Annotated in this window: 13 protein-coding genes; 1 reads left to right on the top strand and 12 read right to left on the bottom strand. The window is 27.5% G+C overall.

Features of this window, described 5'->3' with window-relative positions:
* Positions 1 to 22 precede the first annotated feature (22 nt).
* The 3 genes from CRN98_RS03925 to gpr all read right to left on the bottom strand — a co-directional run bounded on the left by CRN98_RS03925 (position 23) and on the right by gpr (position 2,592).
* Positions 23 to 391, bottom strand: coding sequence for a hypothetical protein (locus CRN98_RS03925; protein WP_143331273.1), 369 nt, complete (start codon positions 389 to 391; stop codon positions 23 to 25).
* Positions 392 to 453: 62 nt separating this feature from the next.
* Positions 454 to 1,554 (bottom strand): stage II sporulation protein P, encoded by a 1,101-nt coding sequence (locus CRN98_RS03920; protein ID WP_242960817.1) that lies wholly within the window; start codon positions 1,552 to 1,554, stop codon positions 454 to 456.
* 63 nt (positions 1,555 to 1,617) lie between these two features.
* On the bottom strand, positions 1,618 to 2,592 hold the full coding sequence (gene gpr, locus CRN98_RS03915; protein ID WP_097026111.1) for a GPR endopeptidase: 975 nt from the start codon (positions 2,590 to 2,592) through the stop codon (positions 1,618 to 1,620).
* Positions 2,593 to 2,794: 202 nt separating this feature from the next.
* On the opposite strand from gpr, the gene rpsT reads away from it, so the two are divergent.
* The gene (gene rpsT / locus CRN98_RS03910; protein ID WP_097026110.1) at positions 2,795 to 3,061 is read left to right on the top strand and encodes a 30S ribosomal protein S20; all 267 of its coding nucleotides are present in this window, start codon (positions 2,795 to 2,797) and stop codon (positions 3,059 to 3,061) included.
* Positions 3,062 to 3,091: 30 nt separating this feature from the next.
* Here rpsT and holA read toward each other — a convergent pair whose 3' ends face one another.
* The 9 genes from holA to CRN98_RS03865 all read right to left on the bottom strand — a co-directional run bounded on the left by holA (position 3,092) and on the right by CRN98_RS03865 (position 13,522).
* Positions 3,092 to 4,120, bottom strand: a complete 1,029-nt coding sequence (holA, locus tag CRN98_RS03905) for a DNA polymerase III subunit delta (RefSeq protein WP_097026109.1) — start codon at positions 4,118 to 4,120, stop codon at positions 3,092 to 3,094.
* Positions 4,117 to 5,826 (bottom strand): ComEC/Rec2 family competence protein, encoded by a 1,710-nt coding sequence (locus CRN98_RS03900; protein ID WP_242960826.1) that lies wholly within the window; start codon positions 5,824 to 5,826, stop codon positions 4,117 to 4,119. The genes holA and CRN98_RS03900 overlap by 4 nt, the downstream gene beginning before the upstream one ends.
* Before the next feature lie 65 nt (positions 5,827 to 5,891).
* Entirely contained in the window at positions 5,892 to 6,170 is a 279-nt protein-coding gene (locus CRN98_RS03895) for a hypothetical protein (RefSeq protein WP_179631900.1), read from the bottom strand.
* A 43-nt stretch (positions 6,171 to 6,213) separates the two neighbouring features.
* Positions 6,214 to 8,721, bottom strand: coding sequence for a P-type ATPase actuator domain-containing protein (locus CRN98_RS03890; RefSeq protein WP_097026107.1), 2,508 nt, complete (start codon positions 8,719 to 8,721; stop codon positions 6,214 to 6,216).
* A 139-nt stretch (positions 8,722 to 8,860) separates the two neighbouring features.
* Entirely contained in the window at positions 8,861 to 9,142 is a 282-nt protein-coding gene (locus tag CRN98_RS03885; RefSeq protein ID WP_097026106.1) for a DUF503 domain-containing protein, read from the bottom strand.
* 132 nt (positions 9,143 to 9,274) lie between these two features.
* Entirely contained in the window at positions 9,275 to 10,714 is a 1,440-nt protein-coding gene (gene glgA / locus CRN98_RS03880; RefSeq protein ID WP_097026105.1) for a glycogen synthase GlgA, read from the bottom strand.
* Positions 10,715 to 10,727: 13 nt separating this feature from the next.
* The gene (glgD, locus tag CRN98_RS03875) at positions 10,728 to 11,837 is read right to left on the bottom strand and encodes a glucose-1-phosphate adenylyltransferase subunit GlgD (RefSeq protein WP_097026104.1); all 1,110 of its coding nucleotides are present in this window, start codon (positions 11,835 to 11,837) and stop codon (positions 10,728 to 10,730) included.
* A 22-nt stretch (positions 11,838 to 11,859) separates the two neighbouring features.
* A complete protein-coding gene (locus tag CRN98_RS03870; protein ID WP_097026103.1) occupies positions 11,860 to 12,978 on the bottom strand; it encodes a glucose-1-phosphate adenylyltransferase in 1,119 nt (372 codons plus the stop codon).
* A 232-nt stretch (positions 12,979 to 13,210) separates the two neighbouring features.
* On the bottom strand, positions 13,211 to 13,522 hold the full coding sequence (locus tag CRN98_RS03865) for a hypothetical protein (protein ID WP_097026102.1): 312 nt from the start codon (positions 13,520 to 13,522) through the stop codon (positions 13,211 to 13,213).
* Positions 13,523 to 13,578: the final 56 nt, after the last annotated feature.

Raw genomic sequence — 13,578 nt, 5'->3', positions numbered from 1 at the left:
ATCACAAACAAAAGGGGGACTGTCAATAATTATGTTGAATTAAAGGTTTTATAATAATATTAAGTATTGGCATGCTTTTTAAAACTTCTTTTAAGCTTCCTTTAATTACATTTGAAGCATTCTCCAATTTATTTACAACAGAACCTATCTTATCATTTAAGGTGTCGTATAAGTTATATGTACTTAATTTTATATTTTCACTAGCTTTTTTATTTATATAAAATATATATTTCTTTGTTTCAACTTTAAAATCAAAAGGTTTAGCTGTAAAATAAATTTTAAATGGAGAATTATTTTTTATAAATTTAGGTGTATTATTTGATACAGCTATAAAGCCTAAAAATATTATAAATATAGTTATTAAAATTATAACTATATATCTTTTTTTCATAATAAAAAACACCCCTATATTATATTTCATTATATAAGGGTGTCCTTTTATATATCTTTTATTCACTTTTTGCCATTAATATATTCTGCAATAATTCTTCCTAAATATTTAGTAGATTCTTTTGCTTCTTGAATAGTGTTTACATATGAACCTAGTTCTATTAATACTGCATTATTGCTTTTATTTTGATGAAAATGACTACTTCCACGATTATAAGCAAGTATTCCTCTACAGTAACCTGGGAATAGGCTATCAGATATTTTTATCAAGCTATTTACTACAGCTAAATTTTTTTCATATCTTGGATTGGTCTTCGACATAACAAACATTATCTTATTTACATCCTGTCCGTTCATTCTTGTAGTAACAGCCTTTTTATCAGGCACTGAATCCCTATGTAAATCTATTATAATCTTAAAATCTCCATATTTTTTTAAATATTTATCTACAGTAGGCCCTGACCTAGTATAACTTTGTGTATAAGATGCTGCATTATGAACAGTTTTATCATGAATTACAGATATGCCGTAGTTTTCTTCTAATTCCTTAGCTAATGCATCTCCTGTTGCACATATATTTTTATCTGCTTGCAGACTATCCTTTCCAATTCCAGCAAAACTTTCTGTGGTGTGAGTATGATAAATTAATACTTCAGGCTTTGCTTTATTTAATGTCTTTTTAAGCTTAGGATTATATACTCCCACAGTTTTATCAGGCAAGTCCAATTTTTGCTCTTGTTCAATAGATATATCTTTTTCACTTAATTTAAATGGATTAAATATTACACTTTCTTCATGGGTTTCCCCTTCTTCACCTTCTTGATACATAGAAGGAATTTCTCTAAGAACTAACGCCAAAGGATTGTTTAAATCTATATTAAATAAGCTCAGCACCTCTTTCTTTATAGAAAATCCCCCTTCCGCTAAATCCTCTTCGTTAAAAACTGAAGTCTTAACTATTGGCATAGCATTATTAAGTACTTGTATATAAAAGGTATTTTCTCTTGAAGTTTCTCCACCTGAGGTTGCTTTTACTGCAAAAGGAAGTATTAAGATAATACTTGCTATAAAAGAAAAGATTGCAAACATAAGTTTTAGATTGTGATGATTATTTACCTTATAGTAACTTGGAATGTTTTTCTCTTTTGGCTCTTTAATATCCATAGCCCTCACCTCTTATGTAAAATTATATACTATATATATGAGGCAAGGGCGAGTTTTAGACTATTAATTTATATATTGATTTATTTCTCTTAATTCAAGAGCTGGTTGAAGGGCTATATTTATTCCCGATGATAACAGCTTTGATACTGAATCTATTACCATATCTACATCCTTAGGAGTTACAACTAAACTTCCCACATAAGGTCTTAAAAGTTCCTGTATCATTCTTTCTTTTTCAGTTCTATCTATAGATTTTAACATACTATAAAACTTTCCGCCTTGCGTTGCTCCACGTATCATTTCATCTAATACCATATCTATACTATCATTTGCAATGGTTGCTGCATCCACTACAGTGGGAACTCCTATAGCTATAACAGGTATTCCTAATGCTCTTTCGCTTATTTCCATTCTCTTATTTCCTATACCAGATCCTGGTGAAATTCCTGTGTTTCCTATCTGTATAGTTCTATTTACTCTTTCAAGTCTTCTTGAAGCTAGAGCATCTACGCATATTATTAAATTAGGTTTTATCTTTTCTGATACAGCTTTTATTATTTCACCTGTTTCCATTCCAGTAAGCCCCAATACCCCTGGAGCTAATGCACATACTGGTCTTATCCCCTCATCTATTTGATCTGGAATTAACTGTTTTAAGTGTCTTGTCACCATAATTTTTTCTACAACTCTAGGTCCTAATGCATCTGGTGTAATGTTCCAGTTTCCAAGACCTACTACCATTGCTGTCATACTTTCATCTAGTTTTACTAAACTTGAAAGTACTTTTGCAAAAACCTTACTTACTTCTTCTAATCCCTCTTGATCATAAGTTGTGACTTCTGGTATTTCTAAGGTTATATATTTCCCCTTAGGTTTATTCATGACCTTTTCTCCTACATCATCTAAGACACTTACTTCTGTAACTTTTATATCTTGTTCAACATAATCTCTTACTTCAACACCGGGAATCTTCCCTTTATTTTGTTCTTCATATATCTCTTTTGCTTCTACCGCCAGGTCTGTTCTTATATTTAGCATAGCATTTCTTCCTTTCTATACCTAATATTTTTAATTGTATTATTCCCTTGAACGTATCTCATATTCATAAATAAAAGTTAAATTATACTTGAAGTACATAGAAATAAATGCTATAATAGCATTTGTTAATAAAGTGAAACTCATACGCAGATTTCCCCAAAAACTGCTGAGACCCTATTAAAATACAAGGGGGTGAAAAGAAATGGCAAATATAAAATCAGCACAAAAAAGAATAAAAGTTATCGAAAAGAAAACTATGCAAAATAGAATGATTAAATCAGCTTTAAAAACTACAATAAAGAAGTTTTTAACTGCTGTTGCTGCTGGTAACGCTGAAGAAGCAAAAGTAGAATTTAAAGCTACAGCTAGAGCTTTAGATATGGCTGCTGGTAAAGGTGTAATACATAAAAACAAAGCTGCTAGAGCTAAATCAAGATTAGCTACAAAGTTAACCGCTTTAAATGCTTAATAAAAAAACCGGTGTAAAAACCGGTTTATTTTATTTTAAAGTTATAGTGTTTATTATAAGTAATTCTAATTCTGTTCTTTTATCTATTGTAGAACTTTTAATTATCTGCTCGGAATTTAAGCATATTTTAATGACTTCTTTTAATTGTCTTGCTGTAAATTTTTTACTTTGCAAAACTAACTTATCTACAATAAAAGGCGGGAGCTTTAATTCTGTACCTAGTGTACTTCTACTCTTTCCATTATCAATACTGTGCTTTATTTTATATAAAAGCTTAAATTGCCTTTCTATCATATATAATATGTAAACTTCCTCCTGCCCCTTAAACATAAGCTCGTTTACTACATCTATAGTTTCCTTTAATTTTTTATCCCCCATATAATCAACTAAATCAAATATATCATTTTCCTTTTTCTTAGGATATAATTCTAAGATGTCATCCTTTGTTATTTCTCTATCCATAGCATAACAACATAATTTTTCTATTTCGTTTTCCACTATTCCTAAATCACTAGGCAAATTTGAACAAAAAAGCTTTAGCTCTGCATTCCCTATAGTCCTGTCCCTTTTTTCGAAAAATTCCTTTACCTTTGATTCTAGATTTCTTCCATAAATTTTATCCATTTTAACTACACATGAAGTTTTATCTAGCTTATATAATCTTTTGCTAGGCTTTTCTCTTTTATCTTTAAAGACATAATAAAGGATTAATATAGAAGAGCTAGGTACATTCTTTACATAAGTCTCAAAATTATTGTATATAGACTTTTTAACAGCATCCTCGCTATCTTCAAGGAAATTTGCCCTATATACTAGCACCACTTTTTTATCACTCATAAAAGGTAAAGTTTCTGATGCGTTTATAACTACATCAAAATTTTCCAATTTATTTCCATCAAACTTTACATAATTTAAATCTATAAAATTTCCATCTATGTTTTTACTCACTATTAGATTTATTTTTTCCTTAATAAGTTCCTCATCATATCCACAAAATATATAACAATTATGAAATTCATCTTTTTTTATTTGATCTTCCAATTTAGCTATATCTATCAAATTTTATCCCACCTCCAATTAATAGCTTTTCCAAAAAATATTTTATAAGAAGCTACCTTTATTATATCTTCATTTATTATATCATAGTGATAATAAATATTTTCTTTACTATATTTATTATTTTGATTTTGAAGTTTTATTATATTATCCTTAATATTATTACTTATTTTTAAATCATTTAATTTAAAAGACAAAGGTATATCTTTGTATACGTTACTTACTACATTTTGCACACTATAATATTCCTCAAGCTTAATTACATATTTCCCTTCAGTTATAGGATATGAAATAGCCATTGTAGAATTGAATTTATCCTTAATTACTATTGCTTCTATATCCTTAAACTTTATAATATTTATTTCTGGGAAAAATGTATAATAACTAAAAATCAAACTTATAACTATAAGCATAGGAATAGGTTTAAATTTTTTATGTTTATACTTTATCATAATAAAGCTTAGATATATTATTAAAAAACATAGCGATTCTCTTTGTCCAAAGTTTGTAGTTAAAGAAGTTCCATTTAAAAGTAAATAATATCCTCCTTCTAAAGCCATACACATTATTTTTATACCATAACAAATAAACTTAAATACACTAGGTAACCATAAAAATAAAACACTTAAGTTTCCAAGTATAACTAATACAGAGTATATGGGTACTAAAAATATATTTCCTGCAATAAAACTCCAATTAAACGTTCCCATACTAAGGCCAAGATATGGCAATGTAAATATTTGTGCACTTACAGTTAAACTTAAAGGGCTTCTTAGTATATCTGGAAGCCTATAAAGAGCTCTTTCTATATTAGAATAATACATGATAATTCCAAGTGTAGCTAAAAAAGATAGACAAAATCCCATGTCCATAAAATAATATGGTTTAGCAAATAATAATACCATGAATGCAAAGCTTAATGAGCAAATTCCATTGTAATTTTTATGTATCTTTTTAGATAACTTTAAAATTAAAATCATTATAAAAGCTCTAAATGCCGAAGACTTGCTTCCTGAAAATATTACATATAATAGAGATATAAGAATTCCTAAATAAGTGCCTGCTACCCTTTCCACTGCTTTATATATTATAGATATATGAAGTCCTGAAACACTTACTGCATGCACAACCCCTAATTTTTTAAATGTTAATTTTTGTTCTTGTGAAAGAAGGCTTGTATCTCCAAAACTTAATGATCTAGTAAGAGCTGCTTCATTTTCTGTTAAAAACATAGCTAAGGATTTATTAATATGTGCTTTTAATTTATACGATAAAGACTTTAAATCTTCTCCACAAATCTCATAACTTTTTACATTATAATTTCCTATAATACCTTTTTCATATATATTTTGCTTTTTAAAGCTTCCAGTAATATAACTCTTATACCCGACTTTTAAATTCTTAACATCTCCTTCAAGCAGTACATTTCTTCCTTTTACAGAAGCTAAAATAGTACTTTCCTTGACTTCTAAAACTCTCACTTCTGCATTATCAGCTAAGGAAAAGCCAAAATAAAACTTAAAGCTTAAAAATCCACACATAAAAAAAGCCATAGTTAAGCAAAAAAATTTTTTAGGCATGCTAAGGTAGATTATTACTAAGAAACACATAACACAAGCTATTCCATAAAATATGTTTAAATTAATTAAATATGCTGTAAAACATCCAATCAATAGTGATATGGAGTAGTATACAATTAAATATTCCATCACAGAAATACACCTCCACATTAAATTTTTGCCATTAACATGGAGGTTTAATCATTTCATTACTATTATTTATTTTTATTTTCTCTTTTGTTTTTCATATCCTTCATTGTATTACTAGCTCGTCTACCATTAGAATATAATCCAGTCGCACTGGTTCCCATTAGTATTCCTTGAAGTATATTTTCTTTTATATCTTTGCATTCCAAAAATAGCATACCAAATAATATTCCAAGTACCAAACATGCAAAAGGAGCATATCTAGGCTTTAATCCTAAACTTTTAAGCACATCTACTAAAAAAGTTATTATTGGAATAAGAGCAACACCTTTATAACTAAGCTCCATACATTTCCCTCCTATATAATTATATTATATGAGGTAAACACTATTATGAGCTTGTTATACTAATTAGATTATGGTAATATTTTATTCCTATATATAACATCTGTAGTATTAAATTTAAAACAAATATATTTCTGCAAACATTGTTTTTAAATGCATTAAATTTAAAAAATTTTGATGAATAAACTGTAAATATTATATTGATTACTAAATTAAATATCAATATCATATATTGGGAATTTTGTTTTAGTAATATGTAAATAATTAAACTTAAAAATACATTTATCAATATTCCTCTTATAAAGAAATTAACTTTATTATCCTTTAGAATGTTTTCATCTAAAACATTTCCATAGTAAATATCATCTTCACTAGAAAAATCTAAAAATATACAAAGTCCACCTATAGATATAGTTAAGAAACTTGTCCAAAATATGTCCATTAAATTAATTCCACTGCTATAATTAATTAAATCCAACAATATGACACTTAATACATTAGAAGTATACATAGTAAAAATATATTCCATTGTACTATTTATTTTATTTATCATTTTACGAGAACTTTTAATTATATTCAAAAGTGTTACTAATGATATTTTTTCTCCCGATATATCACATATATTTTTTAATATATTACTTTTCCCATAACAATAAGATACATTTGTAAGCATTAGATATGGAAGATCTGAAACTTTACTTCCTTCCATAAATATTAAGTTATTTTCTTTAAAATGCTCTGCTATTTTTAATTTATGATTTGCACTTATCCTTGAAAATACGTTTATTTTATTTAATATTTTTTTAAACTCTTCTAGAGTTATATTATCAAGCTCTGCTCCTGTAAGTGATTTTTTTATATTATTTATAATTCCGATTTTTTTACCAAATGCTTCTGCTGTTAATTTATTTTCTTCTGTAATTAAAACTGGTCTTATATTTAATAAGTTAAATTCCCTCAAAATTTCATCTATATTTTCTTTTGGTGGATTTAAAAATCCTATAATCCCTACAAATACAAGATTGCTTTCTATGTTTTCTTGAAGACTTGGTTCGTAGTTAAAATTTCTATATGCAAATGCCGTAACTGCAAGACCTTGAGTAGACATAAGCCTATGCATATTTTTTATATTACGTATTTCCTCTTCAGTTATTTCTCTCTCTATGCCATTTTTTAATATATGCGTACAAAGTGATAAAACTGAATTTACAGATCCTTTAACATGAGCTCTATAATTTCCATCTATGTCATTTATAGTAGTCATCATTCTTCTTTCTTTATCATAAGGAATCTTATATAATTTTTTATATTCTTCTTCTAGCCCATGTTTTTTTACACCAAATTGGAGAGAAAATTTCACAAGTTCAATTTCTGACAAATCCATCTTTTCATTTATATAATTATCATCTATAAACTTAGTATCATTACACAATACTCCTATATGTAAAAGTCTTTTAATCATATGACTTTCATCTTTATTATAATAATTATTTATGTCTTTATGATGTATTAAAGTATTATTTATATAAATTTTTTCTACCTTTACATAGTCCTCTGAAAAAGCTCCTACCTTTTCTTTTAATACTAAATTTATTATAGAAAGCTTTTCAATAACAGATAAATTTTTTAAATTTATCTGTTCCTTATTAAAATGCTCTCGAGCAAGGGAAATAATAATTATAAATATAAATATTAAATTAATTGGAATTCCTGCAAGATTTATATTTGCGAACAAAATTAACGAGTTATTTATGGATTTCTTTAAAAATAAAACCCTTATTAATAAAAATATAAAATTTATAGATAAAATATATAACACAAATTGATTAACAAGCTTTTTTAAAGTATTTATAAAGGAAGCCTTATTATCTTGTGCTTTAAAACCTGCTAAAATTATTTCACTTATTTTTGTATTTATACCAGTTGAAGTTACTATACCTTTAGCATGGCCATCTATAATAACAGATGATTTAAAAAGTATATTTTTCATTTCACTTAGTGAAATTTCTCTATCTTCTATCATTGTAGAGTATTTTTCTACTAAACATCCTTCTCCCGTTATTGCCCCTTCTTTTACTTTCAAGGAATATGCTTCTATAATTCTAATATCTGCTGGAACTATTTCATCTTTATTTAATATTACTATATCACCATTCACTAATTCCTCTGATAAAACTATTTCCTCTTTTCCATCCCTTATTACTTTACATTTAAAAGCTTCTAGTTTTTTAAATTCTAATAATTCATTCCCTTCCTTGTATTTATATATACTTAAAATTCCTATACTTATTAAAAACATAATTATAAATAAAACTATTTCTATCCACTGATTAAAATATAAATATACACTTAAAGATAATAGTATAACTATTGACCAAGGTTCAAGTATTTGTTTTAATAAAACATTAAAGAAACTATTACTTTTAGGTATCTTAATAATGTTCTTTCCATTTTCTTTTTGGATTTCATCTACTTGTGCAATGTTTAATCCTTCATCTATATTACTTTCAAGCTCTGCTACTACATCATTCCAACTTTTATTGTACCAATTCATAATACTGTGTTTCCTCCATATAGTGGTGTTATCATAGTGGTATTATCGATAATTTATTAGAAAAATTAATAACATCCCAATTTAATTGAGATATTTTCCTTGTAAATTTCAACTTAGTAACTTTATCATTAAATAAGTTTTAAATTATTTCTATATTAAAATCAATTAGCACTGCATCTGTATTCGATTCTATAAAATTAATTACATGTTGTATTACTTCATTTGCGTGTGAAGTTGAATTACTTACACAAGCAATTCCAAAAGTAACAATTTGATGTTTATCTTGATTATCAACTTCTGCAATAGAAACATTAAATTTGTTTTGAACTCTTTTTATTAAACTTTGTACTATCATCCTCTTTTCCTTCAGAGAATGAACCCAATTTGCCTGTAGATATACCTCTCCTGTACCTATTATCATTTAAATCACCTCACTGAAAAAATTGGTCTGCAACTTTTTAAATAATTAATGAAAGTCGGCCAAAACCGACTTTCTACATTAATTATTATATATTATTTATTCATTATTATTTATATAAATTGCCTCGTAATTTTATTTATTCCACAAAAGTTCGTCATAAAGCTCTATATATTTATATGCTGAGCTATTCCAACTATTATCGGTTCTCATGGCATTTCTTACTATATTATTGAATACTGGTTTATCTTTATAAAAATTTATAGCTCTTTCTATGGTATACAACATATCCTTTGCATTGTAATTCGTAAAGGAAAATCCATTTCCCTTTCCTGTATATTCATTACAAGGTATCACTGTATCCCTAAGTCCTCCTGTTTCCCTTACAATAGGAAGTGTTCCATATTGCATTGCAATAAGCTGCCCTATTCCACAAGGTTCAAATAAAGAAGGCATTAAAAACAAGTCCGAACCTGCATATATCTTTTTAGATAAATCATTACTAAAGTATATATTACAAGATATCTTAGTTGGATATTTTCCTGCATAATACTTAAACATTTTTTCGTATTTATTATCACCAGTACCTAATATAACCATTTGTAAATCTAAGTTCATTATATCATCTATTACTTCTGATATTAAATCAAATCCCTTTTGATCTACAAGCCTAGATATTATACCAATCATCGGAATATCCTTATTCACTGGCAATCCTAACTGTTGTTGAAGCATTTCCTTATTTTTCTTTTTATTTACTATGTTTTCTTCACTATAATTTAAATATATATCTTTATCTTTTTTAGGATTATATATATCATAATCTATACCATTTACTATTCCACTTAGCTTATAACTTTTTTCCTTTAAAAGTCCATCAAGGCCTTCTGCATAAAAAGATGTTTGTATTTCCTGAGCATAGGTTTCACTTACTGTAGTCACTCTATCTGAATATACTATTCCACCTTTCATAAAAGATATGGCATCATGATATTTAAGCTTATCTTCTGCAAAATATTCTTCTCCAAGAGATAATAAATCACCTAAAAATTCTTTAGAAAACACTCCTTGATATCTTAAATTGTGTATAGTAAGTATAGTTTGTATACTACTGTATAACTTATCATTGCTATAGTTTTCTTTTAAAAGCACTGGAATAATTGCAGTATGCCAATCATTATTATGAATTATATGAGGCTTAAAATCATTCATGTATCTTACACTTTCAAGTACCGCCTTAGAAAAGTAACAAAATCTTTCTCCATCGTCATCATATCCATAAGCACCTTTTCTTTTAAAATAATATTCATTATCTATAAAATAAAAAGGTATATCCTCTTCCTCCATATATTGAAGTCCTACATACTGATTTCTCCATCCTAGATTTATATTAAACTCCTTAAGAGTTACCATGTTACTTTTATAGCATTCACTTATATCACTGTATTTTGGCATAATAACTCTTACATCTATACCTAGAGCCCTTAGTGCCTTAGGTAGAGCAAAGGCTACATCGGCGAGTCCCCCCGTTTTTAAAAATGGATGAGCTTCTGATGTTGCAAATAATACTTTCATACTGCTACACTCCCTAGTATAAAGATCTTTTTTCTATAACTATTGGAAATTCCTTATCTCCTCTTAATTCTTTCTTCTTTTCAATTATATTATTCTTATCTATTATTACATTTTTAAGTTTTACATTTTCATGAATTTCTGCCCCTTGCATTATTATGCAATTTTGAATTTGTGCTCCTTTGTGAATTTTTACTCTTCTACTAATTACACTATTGTTTACTTTTCCATTTATTATACATCCATTGGCTATTAATGAATTAGACACCTCTGCATTTTCACCATATTTTGTTGGTGCTTCATCCTTTACCTTTGTATATATAAGTCCATTTTCATAAAAAAGTTCTCTGCTTATTTTTTCATCTAGCATATCCATGCTAGCTTTAAAATATGCATTTACTGAGTTTATACATTGCAAGTAACCTTTAAATTCATAAGCATCAGTAGTAATATTTTTTAAATTATTTTTTATATAATCCTTAATATTTTTTGCGCAGCCTGTTTGAAGACAAGTTTGAATTATCTCAACTACAAATTCCTTTTTCATAATCATTATGCCCATAAATATATTAAGATTATCTTCTTTGCCTATATTCTTTCCTATACTTACAACACTATTATCTTTTTCCAAATTTATAACATCTGTGCCTATAAAGTTCCTTTTTCCATCTTGTACTTTTTTATATACGAATGTTACATCTTTACCTGACTCTTCATGGTATTGTGCTGCTTTTCTAAAATCAATATTACATATCATATTAGAAGATGCTAGTATTACATATTTTTGTTTACTTCTTGTAAAATACTCCATATTGTTTTTTAAGGAGTCCACATCTCCATCATAAGATGCAATGGGTCCAAAATTAAAAATAAACAGTCCATTTATTTTTCTATCCAAGTCCCAAGGTTTTCCAGATCCTAAATGATCTAAAAGAGAACGGGACTTAGTTTTAGTAAATATACCTATATTATCTATCCCTGAATTCACCATATTTGATAATATGAAATCTATAATCCTGTATCTTCCCCCTATCGGTATGGAAGCTAATGGTCTTCCAAAAGTAAGAGGCCTTATATTGTCCTCATTTTCATCTAAACTTAAAATTCCCATATAATCTTTAAGCATATCTTTCACTCCTTTAGGATAGTTATTCCTCAAAACTTACTACAGCAATTTCTTGTCCATCACCAATATTTGAGTCATCTGAAATCTTCACATTATCTCCTATTACTGCTTTTTTTACTGTAGAGTTTTTTCCTATATGAACATTAGACATTACTACAGAATTTTCTATTTTACTTCCTTTTTCTATATATACACCTGGAAATATTACTGAATTCACAACTTCCCCATATATATAGCATCCTTCTGTTATAAGTGAATTTTTTATAGATGCCTCTGAAGAAATATACTGAGGTGGTCTTACTGGATTTACTGAATATATCTTCCATGAATTATCATATATGTTGAAATCCACATCATCTTTTATTAAATCCATATTAGCCTGCCAGTAGCTTTCAATAGTTCCTACATCTTTCCAATATCCCTGAAATCTATATGCACAAAGTTTTTCATTTTTGCCAAGCATTTTAGGAATTATATTTTTCCCAAAGTCATTTGAAGATACTTTGTCCTTTTCATCTTCTTGTAAAAACTCTTTCAATTTACTCCAATTGAATATATATATTCCCATGGATGCTAAGTTGCTTTTAGGCTCTTTAGGTTTTTCTTCAAATTCATATATCTTATCATTTTCATCTGTATTCATAATTCCAAATCTACTTGCTTCCTCATAGGAAACTTCTATAACTGCAATGGTTGCATCTGCTTCCTTTTCCTTATGAAAATTAAGCATTTTAGAATAATCCATCTTGTATATATGATCTCCTGATAAGATAAGAACATATTCCGGATCATATTGATCTATAAAACCTATATTTTGATAGATTGCATTTGCAGTGCCTTTATACCAATCCCCACCTGTTTTAGTTTGATAAGGTGGTAATAACACAACTCCCCCATTTGCTCTATCTAGATCCCATGGACTTCCTATGCCTATATGAGAATTTAAAATAAGTGGTTGATATTGTGTAGGTATTCCAACTGTATAAATACCTGAATTTGAACAATTACTTAGAGTAAAGTCTATTATTCTATACTTACCTCCAAAAGGAACAGCTGGTTTTGCATTTTCTTTTGTTAAATTCCCTAATCTAGTACCTTGCCCACCTGCTAATATCATTGCCACAATTTCCTTTTTACGCACCTTTATCCCCCCTGATGTTTTAATTTAACATACTTTCTTACATAATTACATAATTCTAAGAAATCTCTGCTTTCTTAGAATTAGTACATGTTAATTTATTGAAATATTTTATTTATATATTTTACCAGATAAAGTGTTTTATTTCTACCATTTATTGAAAATAATGTTAATGAATTAACAAATTGCATTTATTCAAATTGTGTAAAAGCTGTCTTTATTAAGACAGCTTATTTTAATACGCGTTATATATAAATACTCCTCTAAATACAGTATCATCTGATGATAATATTATATTTATTTTTTTCTCTGCATCCACAAAGAAGAAACCTAATAAATTTTCATCATTGTATAAACCTATTTTTGTATGTATTTGTGTTCCTATTTCTTCTTTAAATATGTTTATTTTATTACAAAAAATCATTCCCTCGTTGCTTGCCGCAAAGAATATAGCTCCATTTGGAAACTTAAACTCAAACTTGTCCCCTGGATTGTAATCCATAAACTGCTCTGAATCTCCATAATTAAATACAATTTCTTTTTCCATGTATATTGCTCCCTTCTTAACGAAAAGTTTGTACTACTTTTTATATCCCAAATTAA

This window comes from Clostridium peptidivorans (assembly GCF_900205925.1).
GTDB lineage: Bacteria > Bacillota > Clostridia > Clostridiales > Clostridiaceae > Clostridium_AK > Clostridium_AK peptidivorans.
The sequence above is the reverse complement of the archived record's forward strand: the minus strand, read 5'-3'. Positions and strand labels throughout refer to the sequence as shown.

Excerpts from the sequence above, each read along its gene's own strand:
- CRN98_RS03920 (WP_242960817.1), bottom strand. The coding sequence starts at position 1,554 with ATGGATATTAAAGAGCCAAAAGAGAAAAACATTCCAAGTTACTATAAG.
- CRN98_RS03865 (WP_097026102.1), bottom strand. The coding sequence starts at position 13,522 with ATGGAAAAAGAAATTGTATTTAATTATGGAGATTCAGAGCAGTTTATG.
- rpsT (WP_097026110.1), top strand. The coding sequence starts at position 2,795 with ATGGCAAATATAAAATCAGCACAAAAAAGAATAAAAGTTATCGAAAAG.
- glgA (WP_097026105.1), bottom strand. The coding sequence starts at position 10,714 with ATGAAAGTATTATTTGCAACATCAGAAGCTCATCCATTTTTAAAAACG.
- CRN98_RS03895 (WP_179631900.1), bottom strand. The coding sequence starts at position 6,170 with ATGGAGCTTAGTTATAAAGGTGTTGCTCTTATTCCAATAATAACTTTT.
- glgD (WP_097026104.1), bottom strand. The coding sequence starts at position 11,837 with ATGCTTAAAGATTATATGGGAATTTTAAGTTTAGATGAAAATGAGGAC.
- CRN98_RS03890 (WP_097026107.1), bottom strand. The coding sequence starts at position 8,721 with ATGAATTGGTACAATAAAAGTTGGAATGATGTAGTAGCAGAGCTTGAA.
- CRN98_RS03925 (WP_143331273.1), bottom strand. The coding sequence starts at position 391 with ATGAAAAAAAGATATATAGTTATAATTTTAATAACTATATTTATAATA.
- CRN98_RS03900 (WP_242960826.1), bottom strand. The coding sequence starts at position 5,826 with ATGGAATATTTAATTGTATACTACTCCATATCACTATTGATTGGATGT.
- CRN98_RS03885 (WP_097026106.1), bottom strand. The coding sequence starts at position 9,142 with ATGATAATAGGTACAGGAGAGGTATATCTACAGGCAAATTGGGTTCAT.
- gpr (WP_097026111.1), bottom strand. The coding sequence starts at position 2,592 with ATGCTAAATATAAGAACAGACCTGGCGGTAGAAGCAAAAGAGATATAT.